This is a genomic window from Ferrovibrio xuzhouensis (assembly GCF_042648965.1).
GTDB classification, from domain to species: Bacteria; Pseudomonadota; Alphaproteobacteria; order Ferrovibrionales; family Ferrovibrionaceae; genus Ferrovibrio; species Ferrovibrio xuzhouensis.
This window is the reverse complement of the sequence record NZ_JBHRYJ010000008.1, coordinates 1-20,702: the sequence shown is the minus strand read 5'-3', so window position 1 is coordinate 20,702 and position 20,702 is coordinate 1. Positions and strand designations below refer to the sequence as shown.

The 20,702-nt window shown below is 66.2% G+C and carries 24 protein-coding genes; 10 read left to right on the top strand and 14 right to left on the bottom strand.

What is annotated here, in order from left to right:
- Positions 1-115: 115 nt before the first annotated feature.
- Entirely contained in the window at positions 116-1,171 is a 1,056-nt protein-coding gene (locus tag ACFOOQ_RS22140) for a methyl-accepting chemotaxis protein (protein ID WP_379729881.1), read from the bottom strand.
- A 504-nt stretch (positions 1,172-1,675) separates the two neighbouring features.
- Between ACFOOQ_RS22140 and ACFOOQ_RS22135 the strand changes: the two genes are divergently transcribed.
- A complete protein-coding gene (locus tag ACFOOQ_RS22135; RefSeq protein WP_379729880.1) occupies positions 1,676-3,097 on the top strand; it encodes an FMN-binding glutamate synthase family protein in 1,422 nt (473 codons plus the stop codon).
- Here ACFOOQ_RS22135 and eutC read toward each other — a convergent pair.
- Positions 3,087-3,845 (bottom strand): ethanolamine ammonia-lyase subunit EutC, encoded by a 759-nt coding sequence (gene eutC / locus ACFOOQ_RS22130; RefSeq protein WP_379729879.1) that lies wholly within the window; start codon positions 3,843-3,845, stop codon positions 3,087-3,089. The two genes, ACFOOQ_RS22135 and eutC, sit on opposite strands and share 11 nt — an antisense overlap.
- Positions 3,842-5,236, bottom strand: coding sequence for an ethanolamine ammonia-lyase subunit EutB (locus tag ACFOOQ_RS22125; protein ID WP_379729878.1), 1,395 nt, complete (start codon positions 5,234-5,236; stop codon positions 3,842-3,844). Before ACFOOQ_RS22125 ends, eutC begins: the two co-directional genes overlap by 4 nt.
- Positions 5,237-5,383: 147 nt before the next feature.
- Here ACFOOQ_RS22125 and ACFOOQ_RS22120 point away from each other — a divergent pair, with 147 nt between their 5' ends.
- On the top strand, positions 5,384-6,133 hold the full coding sequence (locus ACFOOQ_RS22120; RefSeq protein WP_379729877.1) for an SDR family NAD(P)-dependent oxidoreductase: 750 nt from the start codon (positions 5,384-5,386) through the stop codon (positions 6,131-6,133).
- 4 nt (positions 6,134-6,137) lie between these two features.
- On the opposite strand, the gene ACFOOQ_RS22115 is transcribed toward ACFOOQ_RS22120, so the two are convergent.
- The 4 genes from ACFOOQ_RS22115 to ACFOOQ_RS22100 all read right to left on the bottom strand — a co-directional run bounded on the left by ACFOOQ_RS22115 (position 6,138) and on the right by ACFOOQ_RS22100 (position 9,436).
- A complete protein-coding gene (locus ACFOOQ_RS22115; protein ID WP_379729876.1) occupies positions 6,138-6,812 on the bottom strand; it encodes an SOS response-associated peptidase in 675 nt (224 codons plus the stop codon).
- A 58-nt stretch (positions 6,813-6,870) separates the two neighbouring features.
- The gene (locus ACFOOQ_RS22110) at positions 6,871-7,407 is read right to left on the bottom strand and encodes a cytochrome b (RefSeq protein ID WP_379729875.1); all 537 of its coding nucleotides are present in this window, start codon (positions 7,405-7,407) and stop codon (positions 6,871-6,873) included.
- A gap of 136 nt (positions 7,408-7,543) precedes the next feature.
- Positions 7,544-8,287, bottom strand: coding sequence for a cytochrome c biogenesis CcdA family protein (locus tag ACFOOQ_RS22105; protein ID WP_379729874.1), 744 nt, complete (start codon positions 8,285-8,287; stop codon positions 7,544-7,546).
- Positions 8,288-8,347: 60 nt separating this feature from the next.
- Complete coding sequence (locus tag ACFOOQ_RS22100) at positions 8,348-9,436, bottom strand: YeeE/YedE family protein (RefSeq protein ID WP_379729873.1); 1,089 nt, start codon at positions 9,434-9,436, stop codon at positions 8,348-8,350.
- A 151-nt stretch (positions 9,437-9,587) separates the two neighbouring features.
- On the opposite strand from ACFOOQ_RS22100, the gene ACFOOQ_RS22095 reads away from it, so the two are divergent.
- The 4 genes from ACFOOQ_RS22095 (at position 9,588) to ACFOOQ_RS22080 (ending at position 11,614) form a co-directional block, all read left to right on the top strand.
- Entirely contained in the window at positions 9,588-9,812 is a 225-nt protein-coding gene (locus ACFOOQ_RS22095) for a sulfurtransferase TusA family protein (protein WP_379729872.1), read from the top strand.
- Positions 9,813-9,892: 80 nt separating this feature from the next.
- The gene (locus tag ACFOOQ_RS22090; protein ID WP_379729871.1) at positions 9,893-10,102 is read left to right on the top strand and encodes a hypothetical protein; all 210 of its coding nucleotides are present in this window, start codon (positions 9,893-9,895) and stop codon (positions 10,100-10,102) included.
- Positions 10,099-10,575: an SPOR domain-containing protein gene (locus tag ACFOOQ_RS22085; protein ID WP_379729870.1), complete on the top strand. Its 477-nt coding sequence runs from the start codon at positions 10,099-10,101 to the stop codon at positions 10,573-10,575. Before ACFOOQ_RS22090 ends, ACFOOQ_RS22085 begins: the two co-directional genes overlap by 4 nt.
- 169 nt (positions 10,576-10,744) lie before the next feature.
- Positions 10,745-11,614, top strand: coding sequence for a hypothetical protein (locus ACFOOQ_RS22080; RefSeq protein ID WP_379729869.1), 870 nt, complete (start codon positions 10,745-10,747; stop codon positions 11,612-11,614).
- Positions 11,615-11,664: 50 nt separating this feature from the next.
- Here the strand turns inward: ACFOOQ_RS22080 and ACFOOQ_RS22075 are convergent, their stop codons facing one another.
- The gene (locus ACFOOQ_RS22075) at positions 11,665-12,216 is read right to left on the bottom strand and encodes an RBBP9/YdeN family alpha/beta hydrolase (RefSeq protein WP_379729867.1); all 552 of its coding nucleotides are present in this window, start codon (positions 12,214-12,216) and stop codon (positions 11,665-11,667) included.
- A gap of 2 nt (positions 12,217-12,218) precedes the next feature.
- Positions 12,219-13,622 carry a glutamate--tRNA ligase gene (gene gltX / locus ACFOOQ_RS22070; protein WP_379729866.1) on the bottom strand — a complete coding sequence of 468 codons (1,404 nt, stop codon included), beginning with the start codon at positions 13,620-13,622 and terminating at the stop codon, positions 12,219-12,221.
- 117 nt (positions 13,623-13,739) lie between these two features.
- Here gltX and ACFOOQ_RS22065 point away from each other — a divergent pair, with 117 nt between their 5' ends.
- The 3 genes from ACFOOQ_RS22065 to ACFOOQ_RS22055 all read left to right on the top strand — a co-directional run bounded on the left by ACFOOQ_RS22065 (position 13,740) and on the right by ACFOOQ_RS22055 (position 17,271).
- Positions 13,740-16,016, top strand: a complete 2,277-nt coding sequence (locus ACFOOQ_RS22065; RefSeq protein WP_379729865.1) for a ComEC/Rec2 family competence protein — start codon at positions 13,740-13,742, stop codon at positions 16,014-16,016.
- A gap of 22 nt (positions 16,017-16,038) precedes the next feature.
- The gene (locus ACFOOQ_RS22060) at positions 16,039-16,602 is read left to right on the top strand and encodes a PAS domain-containing protein (protein ID WP_379729864.1); all 564 of its coding nucleotides are present in this window, start codon (positions 16,039-16,041) and stop codon (positions 16,600-16,602) included.
- 111 nt (positions 16,603-16,713) lie between these two features.
- Complete coding sequence (locus tag ACFOOQ_RS22055; protein WP_379729863.1) at positions 16,714-17,271, top strand: type 1 glutamine amidotransferase domain-containing protein; 558 nt, start codon at positions 16,714-16,716, stop codon at positions 17,269-17,271.
- Positions 17,272-17,310: 39 nt separating this feature from the next.
- On the opposite strand, the gene ACFOOQ_RS22050 is transcribed toward ACFOOQ_RS22055, so the two are convergent.
- From ACFOOQ_RS22050 to ACFOOQ_RS22040, 3 genes are all read right to left on the bottom strand, one after another.
- Positions 17,311-17,790 (bottom strand): gamma-glutamylcyclotransferase family protein, encoded by a 480-nt coding sequence (locus ACFOOQ_RS22050; RefSeq protein WP_379729862.1) that lies wholly within the window; start codon positions 17,788-17,790, stop codon positions 17,311-17,313.
- Between the two features lie 85 nt (positions 17,791-17,875).
- The gene (gene lexA / locus ACFOOQ_RS22045) at positions 17,876-18,616 is read right to left on the bottom strand and encodes a transcriptional repressor LexA (protein WP_379729861.1); all 741 of its coding nucleotides are present in this window, start codon (positions 18,614-18,616) and stop codon (positions 17,876-17,878) included.
- Between the two features lie 196 nt (positions 18,617-18,812).
- Entirely contained in the window at positions 18,813-19,355 is a 543-nt protein-coding gene (locus tag ACFOOQ_RS22040) for an O-acetyl-ADP-ribose deacetylase (RefSeq protein WP_379729860.1), read from the bottom strand.
- A 158-nt stretch (positions 19,356-19,513) separates the two neighbouring features.
- On the opposite strand from ACFOOQ_RS22040, the gene ACFOOQ_RS22035 reads away from it, so the two are divergent.
- Entirely contained in the window at positions 19,514-19,672 is a 159-nt protein-coding gene (locus tag ACFOOQ_RS22035) for a hypothetical protein (RefSeq protein ID WP_379729858.1), read from the top strand.
- Positions 19,673-19,882: 210 nt separating this feature from the next.
- Here ACFOOQ_RS22035 and ACFOOQ_RS22030 read toward each other — a convergent pair whose 3' ends face one another.
- Together ACFOOQ_RS22030 and ACFOOQ_RS22025 are read right to left on the bottom strand one after the other, a co-directional pair.
- Positions 19,883-20,056, bottom strand: coding sequence for a topoisomerase DNA-binding C4 zinc finger domain-containing protein (locus ACFOOQ_RS22030; protein ID WP_379729856.1), 174 nt, complete (start codon positions 20,054-20,056; stop codon positions 19,883-19,885).
- Positions 20,022-20,396 carry a 3'-5' exonuclease gene (locus ACFOOQ_RS22025; protein WP_379729855.1) on the bottom strand — a complete coding sequence of 125 codons (375 nt, stop codon included), beginning with the start codon at positions 20,394-20,396 and terminating at the stop codon, positions 20,022-20,024. Before ACFOOQ_RS22025 ends, ACFOOQ_RS22030 begins: the two co-directional genes overlap by 35 nt.
- Positions 20,397-20,702: the final 306 nt, after the last annotated feature.

Below are 20,702 nucleotides of genomic sequence, written 5' to 3'. Positions count from 1 at the left end.
AACATCCATCGTCACCCTCGGGCTTGACCCGAGGGTCCCATTGTTTTCCTTCTGCAGTGAAGAAAATGGGATGCCCGGGTCGGGCCCGGGCATGACATCACAATGCAGACCGGCGTCAGTCCTTGCGCGGCTGCTGGACGATCACGCCGGTCCAGCCCATGCCGTCGTAGGTCTCGTAGCCGATGGTGCGGGCGAAGGCGACCAGGCTGCCGTCGGGCAGGTAATAGTTGCCGCGCGCCTTGCCGTCGGTGTTCAGCGGGAAAGGCTGGTACAGGCCCTGGCCGTCGGAGGCGGCGATGATGCGCTGCTTGGCATCGAGCAGCAGCACGCGGGACCGCTTCCATTCCTCCTCGCTCAGGCTCGGCTCGTCGATGACGATGCTCCTGCCCTGCTTGTCCCAGTCGAAGACGACGCCGAGCACGCCGAGCGGCGCGCCATGGATTTCGCCGCCGCTGCGCACCGCCGCGGCATAGATCGCCACCGCCTTGTTGTCGTGGCTGGCGCTCTGGGTGATATCGTCGACGATGTAGTCGTCGCCGGTCGCCGACTGCATTGCCGCGCTGAACCATTGGGTGCGGGCCACCGAGGCCTTGGCGACGCGCGGGAACTGCCGCGGGTTCGAGGTGGCGACGACGCGGCCGCTGGCATCGGCCAGCACGAGGTTGAGATAGACGGTGTAGAAGCGGTTGATCATGGTGAGCCGCTCGCCGGCGCGGGCGAACAGCTCGTCGGAAGGTTCTGCCAGCGCCTGCCACATGGCGTCGTCGGTGGCCCACCAGCGGCAGTCGCAGGTGCGCTCATAGAGGTTGCGCACGATCAGCTGCACCATGGTCTGCGCCATGTCGGTCAGGCGCGGGCCTTCGAGGTCCTTGACGATCTGGCCGACGATCTGTTCGGCGGCGCGCTTGGAATCGGTGATGCGGGTCAGCACCACCTCGCGGAAACGCTTGGAGTTGGTCGAGGCCTGGTTGGCCAGCGCCTTCACCTCCTGCGCGACCACGGCGAAACTGCGGCCGACCTCGCCGGCGCGTGCCGCCTCGATCGAGGCATTCAGCGACAGCAGGGTAGTCTGGAAGGCGATCTCTTCGTTGGTGGCACCGAACTGCTGCACGTCCTGTTCGATGTCATCGATCAGTTTATGGACCTGCAGATGATGCATCTGGGCTGTCATGATTTTGCTCTATGTGCGGGACGGAGGCGAAACGGAGTCTGATTTGGTTGCCTGGGCCTTTGCAGGATGCATGCCGTGCACGGATGGATTGCCCGTCTCACGGGTGAAGCGGCCGGGATGGCGGAAAGCCAACCCTGACACTGCCATTACCGTGTATCCTGAGTGGTCTGTATACAATCCTACTTTGGAACTAACATCGCGTAATAATAGCGCAGGCGGAGAATTGATTAAAAAATGGGCCATATTATGCTTATAAAATAGACAATGGATGGGCTGGGGCATCTTTGACACCGCTGCCCGTGACGGGCTGACCCGGCCGAACATGTCGGGCAAGCGCCATCCGACGCAGGCCGAAGCCTTGCTGCAGGTTTGCTGTCGGCGGCCGGGCGTTTCGCGCTGCCGGTTCTATTGCCCGGTTCTATTGCCGGGTTCTATTGCAGAGTGTGCTAAACTTGCCCCAAGCTGCTGAGGCAATGCAGCGTACAGGCAGGGTGGGAGACAATCATGGTCGGGTATCTGTTTGCCGCAGTGGTGCTGCTCGCGGCCGGCACCATGGGCTGGTATTATATTTACGACCGCTGGATCCAGCGCGACCATGCGATCCGGCGCAACTTCCCGATCTACGGCCGCTTCCGTTATATCATGGAAAATCTGGGCGAGTATTTCCGCCAGTACTGGTTCACCGCCGACTGGGAGGAACGCCCGTTCAACCGCCTGACCCGCGCCTGGGTCTACCGCTCGGCCAAGGGCGTGTCGAATTACATCGCCTTCGGTTCCGAGGTCGATGCACAGCAGCCGGGCCATATCTACTTCCTGCATTCCGCCTTTCCGGTGAATGACGAAGAGGCCGAGGATTACACCGGCAAGTGGATCGGCCGCGGCATCGTCAAGCATCCGTTCAAGCCGAAAAGCTTCTTCAACATCTCTGGCATGTCCTACGGCGCGCTGTCCTCGGCGGCGGTGACCGCCCTGTCGGAAGGCGCGGCGATGGCCGGCATCTGGATGGATACCGGCGAGGGCGGCCTGTCGCCCTATCACCTGAAGGGCCAATGCGACATCTGCTTCCAGATCGGCACCGCGAAATACGGCGTGCGCGACCAGGACGGCAATCTCGATGAAGCGAAGCTGCGCCGGATTGCCGATTACGAGCAGGTCCGCATGTTCTGCATCAAGCTGAGTCAGGGCGCCAAGCCCGGCCGCGGCGGCATCCTGCCGGCCACCAAGGTGACCGAGGAGATCGCCGGGATTCGCGGCATTCCCGCCGGCAAGCCGTCCAACTCGCCGAGCCGCCATCACGACATCACCGATATCCCGACCCTGGTGGCCCTGATCAACCGGGTGCGGCGGGTGACCGAGAAACCGGTCGGTATCAAGATGGCGGTCGGCAGCTACGAGTTCATCGACGAATTTTTCGGCTATCTGCAGCAGCGGCCCGACGAGGCACCGGATTTCATCCAGATCGACGGCGCCGAGGGCGGCACCGGCGCGGCGCCGGCACCGCTGGCCGATTATGTCGGCCAGTCGATCGTGCAGTCGCTGCCCTATGTGGCGCAGCGCCTGCGCGACTACAATCTGCGCAACCGCATCCGGCTGGTCGCATCCGGCAAGCTGTTGACGCCTGACAAGGTCGCCTGGGCGATCTGCATGGGGGCGGATTTCGTCGTCTCGGCGCGCGGCTTCATGTTCTCGCTGGGCTGCATCCAGGCGATGAAGTGCAACACCGGCCATTGCCCGACCGGGGTGACCTCGAACGACCCGCGCTTCATGCGTGGCCTCGATCCGGCCCGCAAGTCGGTGCGCGTCGCCAATTACGCCCGCGCCGTGCAGCATGATGTCGAGGCCATCGCGCATGCCTGCGGCTGCAAGTCGGTACGCGACCTGAAGGGCCAGCATGTCCGCGTCAATGGCGGCGACCTCATGATGTGAGCGCGGCGGCCGCGGCGGTGTCGAGCTTGAGGCTGACGCCGCTGACCTGCCGCTGCCGCGCCGCGCGCAGCAGCCAGCACAGCATGCCGGCAGCCTGCTCATAGCCCAAGCCGTCGGCATGGATGTTGGAGATGCAGTTGCGCTCCGCATCGCTGCGGCCCGGCCGTGGCGCCCAGGTCAGGTAGACGCCGAGACTGTCGGCCACCGACAGGCCGGGCCGCTCGCCGATCAGCACGGCGACGCAGGCGGCCCCAAGCCGCGCGCCGATCTCGTCGCCGATCGCCACCCGCGCCTGCGCCGCCAGCACGACCGGCGCGATGCGCCAGCCATCGAGGCGCACGCGGCAGGTCTGCAGCAGCGGCACGGCATGATGCGCGACGGCCCGGGCCGACAGGCCGTCGGCAATGACGAAAGCGACATCCCAGTCGCCACGCGCGGCCTCCAGCAGCGGCAGGCCGGCGGGATCGAGACGGCGGCCGAGATCCGGCCGGCGCAGGTATGTGGCGCGATCGCTGGCCTGGCTGTGCACGGCGATCACCGCCTGGGGCGCCAGCGCATCGGCCAGGCTCGCGAAATCCGCCGCGCCATGCACGGCATCGCGGGCGCGGCCATGGGCGGCCTGGAAGTCGAGCAGGGCGGTGGTCGGCAGGCCGTCGCCGCTGCGCCCCAGCCCGATACGGGCGCGGGTCGCTGACCGCCAGCGTGACCAGGCATCATATACGGGGGGGTCGCTTACGGGGGTGGTCACGGCAGCCCCATAGTGGTCAGCCGGCGGAAGGCATCGCTGTCGCCGGCCGGCGGCGGCAGGCGGCCCTGATCGTCCAGCAGGCCCATGCGGCCGAGCCAGGCTTCGAATTCCGGCGCCGGCTTGCGCCCGAGCAGATGCCGCAGGCCGAGCACGTCGTGATACGACAGGCTCTGGTAGTTCAGCATCACGTCGTCGGCGCCGGGCACCGCGATCAGGAAATTGACGCCGGCCACACCCAGCAGGGTCATCAGGCTGTCCATGTCGTCCTGGTCGGCCTCGGCATGGTTGGTGTAGCAGACATCGACGCCCATCGGCAGGCCGAGCAGCTTGCCGCAGCAATGGTCTTCCAGACCGGCGCGGATGATCTGCTTGGCATCGTAGAGGTATTCCGGGCCGATGAAGCCGACCACGGTATTGACTAGCAGCGGCCGGAAGGCGCGGGCTACCGCATAGGCGCGCGCCTCCATGGTCTGCTGGTCGACGCCGTGATGGGCATCGGCCGACAGCGCGCTGCCCTGCCCGGTCTCGAAATACATCACGTTGTCGCCCAGGCTGCCGCGTTTCAGCGACAGCCCGGCGTCATGGGCCTCGCGCAGCACGGCGAGGTCGATGCCGAAGGCACGGTTGGCCGCCTCGCTGCCGGCAATCGACTGGAATACCAGGTCGACCGGCGCGCCCTGTTCGATCATCTGCAGGGTCGCCGTGACATGGGCGAGCACGCAGCTCTGGGTCGGAATATCGAAGCGCTGGCGCACGGTATCCAGCAGGTCCAGCAGGCGGATGCCGTCCGGCACGCTGTCGCCGGCCGGGTTGATGCCGATCACCGCATCGCCGATGCCGAACAGCAGGCCGTCGAGCAGGGCGGCGGCGATGCCTTCGGGATCATCGGTCGGATGGTTCGGCTGCAGCCGGCTCGCCAGCCGCCCCTCTAGGCCAAGCGTGTTGCGGAACGCCGTGACGACACGGCATTTCGCCGCCACCGCGATCAGGTCCTGGTTGCGCATCAGCTTGGAGACAGCGGCGACCATCTCCGGCGTCAGGCCCGGTGCCAGCCGGGCCAGCGCTTCCGGGGTGGCTGCATAGGACAGCAGCCAGTCGCGCAGGCCGCCGACGGTCAGATGTGCCACGGCTGCGAAGGCGGCGGCATCATGGCGGTCGACGATCAGCCGGGTTACCTCGTCCTGCTCATAGGGAATGACGGCATCGTCGAGGAAGCTGCGCAGCGGCAGATCGGCCAGCGCCAGCCTGGCGGCGACGCGCTGCTCGTCATGCGCGGCGGCAATGCCGGCAAGCTGGTCGCCCGAGCGCAGCGGCGAGGCGCAGGCCAGCAGCGCCTTCAGGTCGTCGAAGCGGTAGCGGGTGCCGTTCAGGCTGCTGGCATAGGACGGCATGGCGTGATCCGGAGCATGGCCTTGTCGAGGCAGCAAGAAGCGTACCAGATTTCACCGGGTGCCGTCACGGCAAGGCTGGCGGCTGGCCGTTGCGCCCGTCGCCGGACCGCCGCAAGCTGGCGTCTTCAGGACAGGAGGAGACGGAGTATGGAACTCGGACTGAAAGGCAAGCGCGTGGTGGTGGCCGGCGGCAGCCGCGGCATCGGCCGCTGGATCGCCATGGGATTTGCCAGTGAAGGCGCCGCTGTGTCGATCTGTGCCCGTTCGGAAGGCGCATTGCGCGAGACCGAGGCAGAGTTGAAGACACTCGGCGGCAAGGTGCATGCGGCGCCCTGCGACCTGGGCGACGGTCCGGCGGTGCGCGGCTATGTCGAGGATGCGGCGAAAGCCCTCGGCGGCATCGACATCCTGGTCAACAATGCCTCGGGTTTCGGCCGCACCGATGACGAGGAAGGCTGGGCCGCCTCGATCAATGTCGACCTGATGGGCAGCGTGCGCGCCTCGCAGACCGCGATCCCGCATCTCGAGAAGGCGGGCGGCGGCAGCATCCTGCATATCTCGTCGATCTCGGGTCTGGCGCCCAGCACCCGTACGCCGCCCTATGGCGCGGTGAAGGCGGCGCTGATCCAGTACACCCTGACCCAGGCGGCGGCGCTGGCCTCGCAGAACATCCGCGCCAACTGCATCGCGCCGGGCTCGATCGAGTTTCCCGGTGGCGTCTGGGACCAGGCGAAGACCGGCAACCCGCAGCTCTACAAGGCGATCCTGAGTGGCATCCCGTTCGGCCGCATGGGCCGGCCGGATGAAGTTGCCAACCTGGCGCTGTTCCTGTGTTCGCAGGCGGCAAGCTGGATCACCGGCCAGACCGTCGTGGTCGACGGCGGCCAGATGCTGTAAGGCGTCAGGCCACCTTCAGGGCGGGATTGAGCGGCGCGAAGCAGGCGGCATCGTCGGTCTTCACGCTGTTCACCGCCGCGGTGACGCGATAGCGCGCCATCGGCGCGTCCGGATAAGGGCGCATCAGCGCGTGCAAAGCATCCGCCCGCGTCGCCGGATCGAGCCAGCGGGCGAAGGTTTCGCGTGACAAGATCACCGGCATGCGTTCATGCAGCGGCGCCAGATAGTCGTTCGCCGCCGTGGTCAGGATGGTGAAGCATGCGGCGCCATCGAAAGCGGACTCGACCTGCCACAGGCCGGCGAAGGCGAACAGGCCGCCGCCCTTCAGGCCGATCCGCCAGGGTTGCTTTGCTTTCTGGCCTTCGACCGTCTGCCATTCATAGAAACTGTCGGCCGGCACCAGGCAGCGCCGCGCAGCGAAAGCCTCGCGGAATGTCGGCTTGGCGGTGGCGGTCTCGCTGCGCGCGTTGATCAGCGGCGCATTGTTAGGTCCGGCAAAACCCCAGCGCAGCAGGGCGAGTTCGCGCCGGCCCTCGGTGCCGGCACGCACGACCGCGCTGGCCTGCGTCGGCGCGATATTCCAGCGCGGCGCCAGATTGGGGCGCTGCGACTGGTCATACAGCTCGAAGAACGACGCGAGGTCGTCGAGCGGTTTGGTCAGGCTGTAGCGGCCGCACATGCCTTTTGCATAGCCGACCGGCCCCGAGTCGGGCCAGCGGCAATCGGCCTCTCGCGGCCTAGATCATGCGGCGCAGCGTGTCGTCGCGGATGATGTAGTGATGCCACAGGGCGGCGGCGACATGGCCGGCGACCACCACGATGATGAAAATTTCCCCGAACTCGCCATGGATGAAATGCGCGATGTCGTACAGCCAGGGCACCTTGCCGGTCACCGACTGTATCGGAAAGCCGAAGAAGCTGGTGACCTGGTCACGCGTGGCCAGGCGCAGATAGCCGAAGACCGGCATGATGAGCGTGATGCCATAAAGCGTGGCATGACCGGTGCTGGCGGCGAAGCGCAGCAGCGGGCTGTGGCCGAGCGGCGCCGGCGCGCCGGCATGCAGCCGCCAGCCCAGGCGCAGGATGGTCAGGCCGAGCACCAGGATGCCGATGGTGGTATGGGCGGCGAGGATGGTGGTGCGGAGCGCACTGCCGCGCTCGGCGGCTTCCCGCAGGTAGTCGGTGGCATAGAGCAGCACGATCATCGCGGCGATCGTCCAGTGGAACAGGCGCGCCGGCAGGGTGAAACGCAGGGGCGGGGACAGAGATGACATGGATACTCGCCGGAAATGGTGGAAGGAACCGTCATGCTAGGGCAGCGCTGCAAGGCAGGGCTATGGCTGCAGTTGCATATTCAAATCAACTGCGCATTTTCCGGCTTAAATATTTTTAGGCTGTGTCAGGTCGCGGTCAGCCAATCTTCGCCAGCCAGGGGAACAGGTCGAGGATGTAATAGCTGAGCTGCCCGAGGCTGTTGGTGAAAATGAGAATACCGGTGATCACCAGCAGTGTGCCGGCCACCATTTCCACCTTGTGCAGGTGACGCTTGAACTTCTGCATGAAGGCCATGAAGGGCTTCACCGCCAGCGCCGCCAGCAGGAAGGGGATGCCGAGGCCGAGCGCATAGACGGCGAGCAGCGAGACGCCGAAGCCGAGCTGGTCGCGGCTGGCCGCCACGGTCAGGATGGTGGCGAGGATCGGGCCGACGCAGGGGGTCCAGCCGAAAGCGAAGGCCAGACCGATCACATAGGCGCCGAGGATGCTGGTCGGCCGCTCGACGGTGTTGATGCGGGCCTCGCGGTAGAGCAGCGGGATTTTCAGCAGGCCCATGTAATGCAGGCCGAAGAGCACGATCACCGCACCGGCCACTTTGCCGATGATGTCGATATTGTCGATGATGATCCGGTTCAGCGCCGAGGCCGAAGCGCCCATGATGATGAAGACGGTCGAAAAGCCGATCACGAAGGCGAGCGCCGAGACGAAGACGCGGCGGGTGATGGCGGGGTCGACGCCGTCTTCGGAGACCAGGCGGTCGAGCGTGGTGCCGGCGACGAAGCAGAGATAGGCCGGCACCAGCGGCAGCACGCAGGGACTGAGGAAGCTGAGCAGGCCGGCGCCGGCGGCGCCGGCGTAAGAGATATCAAGACCGCCCATGATGGTGTTCCGCTCCTGCGAGACTGGCCGTTTCTTTCGTATACGCTCTGCCGGCTGTGGTCAGCCGCGCTGGAACAGCGCGCGGACCGCCCCCGGCAGGCTGCCTTCCTCAAGATAGCGAACCCCGAGGATGCCGCCAATCACAATGCCGGCAAGTGCGACAAAGCTGCCGACCGCCAGCGTCGAGATGCCGGTCATGCCCTGGCCGACGGTGCAGCCGAGCGCCGTGACGCCGCCGATGCCCATCAGGACGCCGCCGAGGACATGCGAGACGACATCCTGCGCACTGGCGAAACTCTCGATGCGGAAGCTGCGGTCGAGTTTTGCCATCAGGAAGCCACCGAGGATCATGCCGCCCACCGTGCTGATGCCGAAATCGAGCGAGGCGCCGGTAAACGTCATCAGATACTGCAGGGCATAGCCGATCGGCGCGACGAAGGTCATCGAGGCCAAAGGTGTCGGCTCGAATTCATCGGCGCCGAGGATGCCGGTGGCGGCCCAGCCGCCGACGATAACCAGGCCGATCACCAGCCCGGCCATGATCAGCAAAGGCTGGCGGCGGAAGCGGGCCGCCTTGAACACCCAGACCAGCAGTGCCGCCGGGATCGCCAGTGCCAGCACCCAGCGCACGGTGGCGCTGCCGCCGAGCAGGTCGGGCAGCGCCTGGCTGGTGAAGCCATGGCCCTTCAGGTCGACCATCGACCAGCCTTCCATCCACACTCGTGCCGGGCCGACGATGCCGCGCAGGGTGGCGTAGCCGGCAATGCCGATCATCAGGATCACCAGCAGGGATTTCAAGTTGCCGGCGCCGAAGCGCACCAGCGTGCGGCTGCCGCAGCCGCCGGCCTGCACCATGCCGAAGCCGAACAGCAGGCCGCCGATGGCGGCACCGAGCCAGCCGAGATTGGGCGTCGTGTAGATCGCGCCCTTGAGGTCGATCAGGCCGGTGAGCTGCAGCAGCTGGCTGCCGAGGATCGCCACCGCCATGGCCAGCACCCAGCTGCGCAGGCGGTTGCCGTCGCCCATCAGCACCATGTCGCTGATCGCGCCCATGGTGCAGAAGTTGCTGCGCTGGACGGCGGCGCCGAAGACGGCACCGAGCAGCAGGCCGGCGATGTTGACCAGATAGGGCAGGGGCAGCGCGCTCATGGCGATAGCTCCGGAATCAGGCTAAAGACGGACGGAATGCGTTTATTTGCCGGGAGTATAGGATTTACATTCGCGAAGTGAAGTATTATATTTATCAACAAGATAATTTGTGAAATAGGCCGGAATTTTCCGGCGGTACGGGATTTTTGTGATGAGTGAGCTTCTCGACGTCAAGGGCCTCAACTGTCCGCTGCCGGTGCTGCGCACCAAGAAGACGATGAAGGGCGTGCCGAAAGGCGAGGTGCTGACCGTCGAGGCCACCGACCCCAATGCGGCGCGCGACATCCCGGCTTTGTGCGAGGCCTCGGGCTTCGAGCTGCTGTCGCTGGAGGAACGCGACGGCGTCTTCGTGTTCAAGATCCGCCAGGCCGCCTGACATACACCCTGCCGCCGCGACGGTTGGCGCTGGGGTGCGAATGCGCTAGCCTGAAAACCGGGTGATTCAGGGTGTTTACCATGGCGAAGTTGACGGCCAACGACATTGTTCCCGGCCAGCGTTTCGAACAACGCCAGGGCTTAACGTGGCGCGTGACGCGCCTGATCCATTTTCCGGGCGAGGACGTCATGCACGTCCAACTCGTCAACGAGCGCGACGCCAGCAGCACCAAGACCGTATCGATCAATGCGGTGCTCGACCGCAGCCTGTTCAAGCTGGTCGAGAAGTGACGCGAGGGCCGGCGACCGCCCTGCTGCTGGCGCTGGCCCTCGCCGGGCTGTCCGCCTGCTCCTCGGCGCCGCCGCCGACTCCGGCCATGGCCCCGCCGATCCAGCCGGCCCTGGCCCCGCCGCCGCCGCCCGAACCACCACCACCACCGGCTCCCCCGCCGCCGCCGCTGAAATACGCCGACCATGTCGCCAGCTACAAGACCATGGCCGCGGCGCAAGCTGACTGGCCGAAGCTGGCGGCCCGGTTCCCGGTCATCCAGAGCGCCGAGCGGCAGTATGTCGAGGTCGATCTGGGCGGCCAGCGCGGCAAGGTCGTCCGCCTGCTGCTGGGGGGATTTGCCGAGCGAAATCAGGCCATTGCCTATTGCCAGCAGCTCAAGTCGGCCGGCCTCTACTGCGCCCCGCACGACCGTCCTGCGGCACCGGGCGGCGCCATGGCCGCTGCGGCGCCGGCTGTCCCGCCCAAGCACTGACCGGCCCCAGACCGGCCACCGGCCGGCAATACTCCGGCCATATTTGCCGTTTACTTTGGCAGCAAGTTTGATTGCTGTTTTCCAGTTTTTCTGGCAAAAATCATATGTCGAGTGCGGTGCAATGCGGCTCACGGCAGCATGACGCTGTCCACAGAACGGGGATCGCGACGTGAACCAGGCGATAAAACCGGTTGTTCAGGAGACCCTGAAACTGGTCGGCGTGGTGGAAAACCAGAGCCGGGAACTGCTCGCCTTTTGCCGGAACGACACAAACCTCACGTCCAACTTCGCCGACTACAAGCGCTTCGTTGAGAAGATCGAGCATTTCTACGTGTTCGTCGATCTGGTCGACGGCCGGATTCCGGAATTCGACGAGGGCAAGCGCCAGCCGCTGCTGAAGCACCTGTCGAAGATCCGCTGGAAGATCACCATCCTCGAACTCGACACCACGCGCATCTACCTGATCAACATCACCCGCGCCGGCCGCCGCCTGCCGCTGGGCGCCCGCGAGTTCCTGATGCGCCGGCTCGACCGGCTCAGCGAGATCGCCCAGTATTATGACCGCTTCGGCGAGGAGTATGATCTCTCGCCGATCAGCCAGGACCTGGTCGAGGCCGTGCGCAAGCTGCTCGAACAGAGCATCGAGGGCGCGCCGAGGCTGGAGGAATTCCAGCCGGCCCCGCCGCCGCCGCGCATCTCCGCCACGCCGTCGATCCCGCGCAACACCATCCCGCTGCCGGAAGGTGCGATTGCCGACCGCATGTTCCCCGGCAACGGCATGGCGACCCTGCCGTCCAAGATTTCGGTCCGCGAGCAATGGGGCCGTTTCTATGTCGAGAAGGGCTCGCTGGTCGCGGTCTCGCAGGCCTGCAAGCAGGCGGCGCTGTCGCTCGACCAGCTGGCCCAGCGCATCGGCGTCAGCCGTGTCGCGCTGACCCTGATGCTGAGCGGCCAGGATCCGATGCCGCGTCAGTCGATCGAACGGCTGCAGCATTTCATGGCCGAGCAGTCGACCGCGTCGAAACACAGCCGCCGCTAAACGGCACCCGCGCGGCCTTCAGCCGCGCAAGATTCAAAAAAACGCGGCGTTCAGCCGCGCAGTTCTTCCAGCAAAGCCAGTTCTTTCAGCAAAGCCAGGCCCGCCGGCCAGTCGCCGAGCCCCGATGCCGCATTGAGATGCCCATGCGGGCCGGCCTCCACAAGGCGTGCGCCCCAGGCGGCGGCAAAGCCACGGGCGCGCGGCAGGTCGATGTAAGGGTCGTCGCTGCTCGCCACCACGACGGCGGGGCAGGAGAATGTCACCAGCGGCATCGGCCGGAAGCCACGGGTCTCCGGCGGCGTGTGAGCGTCGGAGTCGACATCGGCCGGCGCCACCAGCAGGGCGCCTTTCAGTGCGCGGTCGTGGCGCGCGACCCAATGGGCGGCCAACGCGCAGGACAGGCTGTGCGCCACCAGTATCGGCGGTGCCGGGCAGGCGGCAATCGCCGCAGCGAGTCGCGCCAGCCAGTCGGCGAAATCGGGCCGGTCCCAGTCGGCCTGCTCGACGCGGATGAACTCCGGGTGCCGCACCTGCCACAGGCTCTGCCAGTGCAGCGGCCCGGAGCTGCCGAGCCCGGGAACGATCAGGACCGGCGCCGGCATGCTCAGCCGGTGATATCGGCCAGCCGCGCCAGCGTCTCGTCGCGGCCGAGCACGGCCAGCACGTCGAAGATCGGCGGCGACACGGTGCGGCCGGTCAGCGCGGCGCGCAGCGGCTGCGCCATCTGGCCGAGCTTGACCTGTTCGGCCTCGGCCAGTGCGCGCACGGCGGCCTCGGCGGCGGCGGCGCTCCAGTCGTTCAGCGCGGCGAGCGCCTCGGCGAGTTTCTTCAGCCGCTGTTTCGCGCCGTCATCCAGATGCTTCTGGGCGGCCGCATCGGGCGCGAGGGGTCGCATAGCAAACAGGAACAGCACGCCTTCAGCCAGTTCGTTGAGGTCCTTGGCACGCTCCTTCACCGCCGGCAGGATCGCCATGACCTTCGCCTGCTCGATCGTATCGGGCGCACGGCCGACGCGCTTGGCGATGAAGGGCAGGGCGGCCTGCAGCAGGTCGGCGTCCGGCGTGCTGCGGATGTAATGGCCGTTCAGGTTGTTCAGCTTGACGAAGTCGAAACGCGCCGGCGAGCGGCCGACATGGTCGAGGCCGAACCATTCGATCGCCTGTTCGGTCGAGATGATCTCGTCGTCGCCATGGCTCCAGCCGAGCCGCAGCAGGTAGTTGCGCATCGCCGCCGGCAGGTAGCCCATGTCGGCATAGGCCTCGGTGCCGAGCGCGCCATGGCGCTTCGACAGCTTGGCGCCATCCGCGCCGTGGATCAGCGGGATATGGGCGAACTCCGGCACCGCGAAGCCGGCGGCCAGATACAGCTGGGTCTGGCGGGCCGCGTTGGTCAGATGGTCGTCGCCGCGGATGATGTGGGTGACGCCCATGTCGTGATCGTCGACCACGACCGACAGATTGTAGGTCGGCGTGCCATCCGAGCGCAGGATAATCAGATCGTCGAGCTGCTCGTTCTGGAAGGTGACGTCGCCCTGCACATGGTCCTTGATCAGCGTGCTGCCGGTCTGCGGCGCCTTGAAGCGCACGACGGGTTTCACGCCGGCGGGCGCATCCTTCGGGTCGCGGTCGCGCCAGCGGCCGTCATAGCGCATCGGCCGGCCCTCGGCCTTGGCCGTGGCGCGCATCTCCTCCAGCTCTTCCGGCGAGCAGTAGCAGTGATAGGCCTTGCCCTCGGCCAGCAGCTTGTGCGCCACCTCGGCATGGCGGTTCATGCGGGCGAACTGCAGCACCGGCTCGCCGTCCCAGTCGAGGCCGAGCCACGTCAGACCCTCGAAGATCTTGTCGACGGCATCCTGGGTCGAGCGTTCGCGGTCGGTGTCCTCGATGCGCAGCAGGAAGGTACCGCCGTGATGGCGCGCGAACAGCCAGTTGAACAGCGCCGTGCGGGCGCCGCCGATATGCAGGTAACCGGTCGGCGAGGGGGCGAAACGGGTAACGATCTTGGTCATCGGGCAATCCGGAAAACGAAGGAAGCAGGGTTTTAGCATACGGGGGCAGGCGGGCAAGGCGTGTTCCCGTTTTGCACGGATTGGCGCCGGTATGCCTGTCATGCAGAGATTTCCACCATGGCGGGGCGGCTGCATCAACGGGACCTGCGGCACTGGCTGGTGGCCGCCGGCCTGCGGCTCGGCGATGCCGTTGCCGGGCTGTGGCAGGCCGATCTGGCCGAAATCCTGCTGGCCGAGCGCGACCGCTGGTTCCTGTGGCTGCCCGTCCTGCTGGGCACCGGCATCGCCGGCTATTTCCTGCTGCCCTTCGAGCCGGCGCTGGCGCTGCTGCGCTGGGCGGTCGCGACGCTGCTGCTGGCGATCTTTGCGCTGGCCTGGCGGCGGCAGGCGGCGGTCTGGCGGGTGCCGCTGATCGCATTGCTGGCCGTGCTGGCCGGTCCGTGGCTGGCCGCCGAGCGCACGTGGCAGGTGGCCGCCCCGGTGCTGGAACACCGCACCGGTGCGGTCTGGATCGAAGGCCGGGTGCGCGAGGCCGAGCAGCGCGACAGTGGCTATCGCGTCCTGCTCGACCGACTGGTGATCGGCAGCCTGGGCGAGCTGGACCTGCCGCAGCGTATCCGCGTCACCCTGCGCCGCGACGGCGATATGCTATGGCCGGGCCAGCGCATCCGCCTGCGCGCCCTGTTGTCGCCGCCACCGGAGCCGGCACTGCCCGGCGCCTATGATTTCGCCCGTGCCGCGTGGTTCCGGCAGATCGGTGCCGTCGGCTATGCGATCAGCGCGCCGGAAGTTCTGCGTATCGAAGAAACCGCCGGCTGGCGCGATGCCGGACTGATGGCGCTCAGCAGCCTGCGCCAGGACATCTCTCGCCGGTTGGCCGAGAGTGCGAAGGGCGCCGGTGGCGCCATTGCCATCGCGCTGATGACCGGCGAGCGCGGGCCGATCCCCGATACGACCGATCAGGATTTCCGCGATTCCGGACTGGCGCATATCCTGTCGATCTCCGGGCTGCATCTGACGCTGGTCGCCGGCCTGCTGTTCTTCGTGGTGCGCGCATTGCTGGCCCTGTCGCCGCGTCTCGCGCTGCATTACCCGATCAAGAAGTGGGCGGCAGCCATCGCGCTGCTTGGCGCCGTCACCTACACGCTGCTGTCGGGTGCGGGGCTGCCGACCCTGCGGGCGCTGGTGATGATCAGTCTGGCCCTGCTGGCGGTAGTGCTTGATCGTCGTGCCATTACCCTGCGCAGCGTGGCCTGGGCGGCGCTGGTGCTGCTGGTGCTATGGCCGGAAAGCCTGCTCGATCCGGGTTTCCAGATGTCGTTTGCCGCGGTGACGGCGCTGGTTGCCGCCTTCGAACTGTGGGGGCCGCGGATCACTGCCTGGCGCGCGGCGGCCGATGGCGCGCCGCTGCGGCTGGCGCTGCTGTGGTTGCTGGGCACCATGGCGGCGAGCTTTGTCGCCGGCATGGGCTCGTCCTTCTTCGCCGCCTATCATTTCAATCGCGTTGCCGATTATGCGCTGATCGCCAACCTGCTGGCGACGCCGCTGGTCAGCTTCATCATCATGCCGCTGGGCATGCTGGCCTTCCTGCTGATGCCGCTGGGGCTGGAGCAACTCGCGCTCACGCCGATGGTCTGGGGTGTCGACCTGCTGGTCGGCATCGCGCATTGGGTGTCCGGCTGGCCCGGCGCCGTCGGCTACATGCCGGCGATGCCGGTCTGGGGCCTCGCCGGCATCGCCGGCGGCGGCCTGTGGCTCTGCCTGTGGCGACGGGCCTGGCGCTGGCTCGGTCTTGCCGGCCTGGCACTCGGCAGCGTCTCGCCCTGGCTGGTGCCGGTGCCGGACCTGCTGATCGGCAACGACGGTCGGCTGATCGCCGCGCGCGCCGGCGATGGCGTGCATTTCTATCTCAGCGGCAGCGTGCCGCCGCGCAGCTTTGCCGGCGAAGTCTGGTGGCAGCGTCTCGGCGCACCGCCGCTTTATCCCTGGCCGGCCTTGCGTCGCAACGACACCGAGGGACGCAGCGGCGTCGACGGGTCCGTGCGCTGCGATCCCGACGGCTGCGCCTGGCGCCATGACGGCTTTCTGGTTGCCCTGCCGAAACGGCCGCAGGCGATCACCGAGGATTGCCGCCATGCCGATGCGGTGATCGCCCAGCAACTGGCGATCCGCTATCGCTGTCCGGCCGCCCGCGTGGTGATCGACCGTTTTGATCTGCGGCGCTCAGGTGCGCATACGCTATTCCTCGACCGCCAGACCGGCCTGCGCGTGGTGACCGTGGCGGAAAGCCGCGGCCGGCGGCCCTGGGCGCTGTTGCAGGGCCATGGGCTGCCCGGCAGTGCGGATACGGATGAAGCGGGATCGCCTCGCAATCATTTTTCTGTATCGCCCTGAAAGCCTGTGTCAGACTCGCCGCATGATCTTCGGCCCCGGGCGTGGCTCGGATACCAGGACGGGTTTCTGCGATGAGTTGCCGGCGGATACGATCCGCTCCGGCCGGCTCCGCGATGTCTACGCCTACTGGCTGGACCTCAGGCAGTCCCTCGGCCATCTGCCGGGGCGCCAGCATATCGATCCGCTGGCGCTGCGGCTGCATCTGCCGTTCCTGTGGATGGTGGATGCCGTGCCGGCGGAGCGGGGCATGCGTTATCGCTACCGCCTGATCGGCACCGAAATCGTGGCGGCACGTGGCGGCGATGATACCGGAAAATTCGTCGACGAGGTAAACCGTGAACTCGCCGGCCGCCAGGATGTCAGCGCCCGCTTCGCTCTCGTGTTGCTCAATGGCCGGGCGCACTGGCGGCTGGGCCCGCCGCTGTGGGTCAACATCATCGGCGATCGCGCGCCCTATATCGAGAATATCTACATGCCGCTGGCCGGCGAAGACGGCGCGCCCGGCATCGTGCTGGCGGTGAATGCCTATTTCGACCACAGCCTGCGCGAGATCGCGCTCTACGGCATGCGCCGGGAAACGCCGTAATCTCGCGGTTTTCTCCGGGCGCCGCAGACATTGTGGCTTTTGCCTGCCATGGCGGAACCGATCCGCCGCCGACCCGTTCCGTACGGACAGGCAGCAGACAGGAGCCACATCATGACGGACATCAGGAAATCCCGGATTCTCATCATCGCCACCAACGGCTTCGAGCAATCGGAACTGACAGTGCCGCGCGACCGCCTGAAGGAAGCCGGCGCCACGGTCGAGGTGGCCTCGCCGGACGGCAAGGCGATCCGCGGCTGGAAGGACAAGGACTGGGGTGACAAGGTCGAGGTCGATCTCGCGCTCTCGGCGGTGAAGCCGGACCAGTATGATGCGCTGGTGATTCCCGGCGGCCAGATGAACCCCGATACGCTGCGTCTCGACGATGCCGCGATGGGGCTGGTGAAAAGCTTCATCTCCGGCGGCAGGATCGTCGCGGCGATCTGCCATGGCCCGTGGCTGCTGGTCGAAGCCGGCGTGGTGCGCGACCGTCAGGTCACGTCCTGGAAGTCGATCAAAACCGATGTCAGCAATGCCGGCGGGCACTGGGTCGACAAGGCGGTGGTGAACGACAACGGCATCATCACCAGCCGCTCGCCAAAGGACCTCGACGCCTTCGTCGGCAAGATCATCGAGGAGGTGCAGGAGGGCAAGCACAAGCGCGCCGCCTGACCTTAATTCGATAAGGCGTGAGGGCGGCGTCGCCGGCCCTCACTCGCCGCAGCAGGCCTGGGCTTCGAGTACGGCGAGATAGTCGGCAGGCAGCAGGTCGCGGCCGGCCAGCAGATGCGCCAGGTAGTCCCGGTGTGGCAGCAGGTCGGTCGTGGCCACGTTTTCCGCAATATAGGTGATCGCCTGCACCGGCCGGCCGTCGCCGCCGAACACGGTGATCGGCTGGCGGCGATACTGGCCGGTGGCGACGCCCTCGTATTCGTCGAGTACATCGAGGCCGGCCGGCAGCATGCGGTTGATGGTGCCGAAGACCCGGCCGCCGGCAAGGGGCAGGATGTTGGCGGCGCCGGCGCCGTTGAACTTCGCCCAGGGCTTGTTGAAAGCGAGCCGCCAGTCGGGCAGGGCGGCCAGCAGGCGCTGTTCGACCGCGACGCCGCGCGGAGTCAGCCGGTCATCGGCCAGCCGCGCCGGATTCATGTTGGAGCCGTAGGCGAAATACCAGATCGGTGCGGCGGTCATCGCGGCGCTGTCCTGCGGGCAAAAAAGAAACGGGGCGCATTGCTGCGCCCCGCGATCATAGTCCCGGCGATGCCGGTATCGTCAATCAGTAGCGGCGCAGCAGGCCGACCAGGCGGCCCTGCACCTTGACCCGGTCGGGGCCGAAGATGCGCGTCTCATAGGCCGGATTGGCGGCTTCCAGCGCCACCGAGTTGCCCTTGCGGCGCAGGCGCTTCAGCGTCACTTCCTGGTCGTCGACCAGCGCCACCACGATGGTGCCGTTGTCGGCATTCTCGCTGCGCTGGATGATCACCGTGTCGCCATCCATGATGCCGGCATCGACCATCGAGTCGCCGGCCACTTCCAGCGCATAATGCTCGCCGTTGCCGAGCAGGCCGATCGGCACGTCGATCTGCGTGCTCATGTCGCGCAGCGCCTCGATCGGCGTACCGGCGGCGATGCGGCCATAGAGCGGCAGGGTGACGATGTCGCGGGCGTTGTAGGGATTGACCGTCACCGGCGTGCCCGGCATCGGCTTGTCGCTGCTCTCGACGGCGCGCGGCATCATGCGGTTGCGCGGGGTGGCGCTGCGCTGCGCGACGGCACCGACACCGCCGCGGATCGGTACCGCCGAGTCCGGCAGGCGCAGCACTTCCAGCGCGCGGGCACGATGGGCAAGCCGGCGGATGAAGCCGCGTTCCTCCAGGCCGGTCACCAGACGGTGGATGCCGGACTTGGATTTCAGCTTCATCGCCTCCTTCATTTCCTCGAAAGAGGGCGAGACGCCGGTGGTTTCCAGCTTGTCGTGAATGTAGAGCAGCAGGTCGTGCTGCTTGCGGGTCAGCATAGAGGTGCCTCCTCGATATCCGCCGCCGGCCGGTGGGTCCTGTTGCCCGCAGGCTGGGCATCAGCGGCTGCGGCGGTCGGCCCGTGGACTGGCGGCATGAACGCGAAATCCACGAAATGTTCTAATGAGGTTCTGCATACGGGTCAAGTATTTTTTCCACAGGCAGGGCCGCGGCCCCTCTATATCTTGATATTGTTTATCCCATGTTCCCCGTATTTTGTGGTTCGGGGTCGGCGAGGGCTGCCTCATAGAGGGCAACAGCCTCGGCCGAGAAGCAGACAAAGACAATCTGTTCCGGGCGCGGTTCGCGGGCAACGAATCGGCGGACTTCCGCCACCGCGATCCCGGTCGCGGCCTGCAGCGGGTAACCGTAGATGCCGGTCGAGATGGCGGGGAAGGCGATGCTGCCGAGCCGGTGCAGGCGGGCGAGCTCGAGGCTGTTGCGATAGCAGGCGGACAATAATCCGGACTCGCCGCGCCGGCCGCCTTGCCAGACCGGCCCCACCGTGTGAATCACATGGCGGGCGGGCAGGCGATAGCCGCCGGTGATGCGGGCCTCGCCGGTCGGGCAGCCACCGAGCGTGCGGCATTCCGACTGCAGGGCGGGGCCAGCCGCACGGTGGATGGCGCCATCGACACCGCCGCCGCCAAGCAGGCTTTCATTCGCCGCGTTGACGATGGCATCGACCGCGAGTCTGGTGATGTCGCCGGTTTCGATGCGGATGCGGGGCGCGGCCATGGCGGCATCCTAGCGAATCCGCGATTTTCCGGCGACTCGCCGGGAAAGCATCGGCGCCGCCGTTGTTTACGCTTCCCTAACCATGGGAAACGACAATGACAGCAAGGCCTTGCGATGCAGCCTTGCCGCCCTGCCGGCCATCGTTTAACCGGGGCGAGATGAGCGATCCGACCAGAGCACCCGAGCTGAACCTGAAACCGCGCCGCGCCGCCAGCGCGCAAAGCGCGGCGCAGGCCTATGGCACGACGCAGGCACAGGCCGCGCCCGGCCGTCCGGTTGTGGATCATCCTACGACCTGCTTTATCATATTGAAATGAAAGCATTTTTTCTAAGTGATTCCAGAGGTGGTGCCGGGATTGGGGATCGGCATTTAGTGCGCTATTGTGATGGTCACGAGCGATCATCGGCGCGCGCAGTGAATTCCTTTGATGCACGGCGCTCAATTCAATCCCTTCCGGCTCAGGCTTCTATCTCGCCGATTCGGTGGAGCCTCTGGAGCCGTCCGCGAGCCGGTTCCGGCTAGATGATCAACCGGGCAACTTCTGCCTCCGAGTTGCGCCACCCTCAGTGCCTCCGTCAAGGGCAGCGGTAGTCTTGCAGGAAGGATAACCCGAGCAAGCCAGGAACGGTTGATATGCTCCGCCGGAACGAACGACCATCGATCCATCACCACAGGTGGGACAATAATCTCCAACTGACATCGGGCGTGCGATCCTCACCCGATTGGACGGTGCCCCCCGCACGGGAACTTTCCACCGAGATGTTGCGCTTGAAATTACAACGAGGGTGGGTGCTGCATGCCTCGAAGGGGCCATATTGGCCGTCGTACCGCTTCATGGTGCCGCAGCCGCACTTCGGGCACGGGCTCTGAACGCCTTCCTCCGCTTCGATCTCCACTGCGCCGGTTCTCGCTAGCTCGATCAGAAAGCGCGACGGCGCATCGGCCAGGGTGCAAATGCGAACCTGACGGCGAGCCCGCGTGAGCGCGACGTAGAAAAGGCGGCGTTCCTCAGCCAGGGGATATGGGTCGGGTTCCGGCATCGCTATCTGGAGGATCGGATCGTCGGTAATCCGGCTTGGAAAGCCCGGTCTGGATTGACGGCAAGAAATACTGGGAATTGCCGAAAGCTTGGTTCAACGATTTCGTCGAACGGGCGTTGGCGAAGTACAGCAAGGTCTACGTTATTCAGCCTTACCGCGAGCAGGAGAAATGCTCCCCAACGTGTCAGAACGCTATCGGGCATGAGTGCCCCCACATTCTCCAAGTAAGTCGCTGATTTCGCTGTCGTAATCGTGATATTTCGCATATAAATCATGGCGTTGACGGCTGCGAGGGGCGCGTTTCAT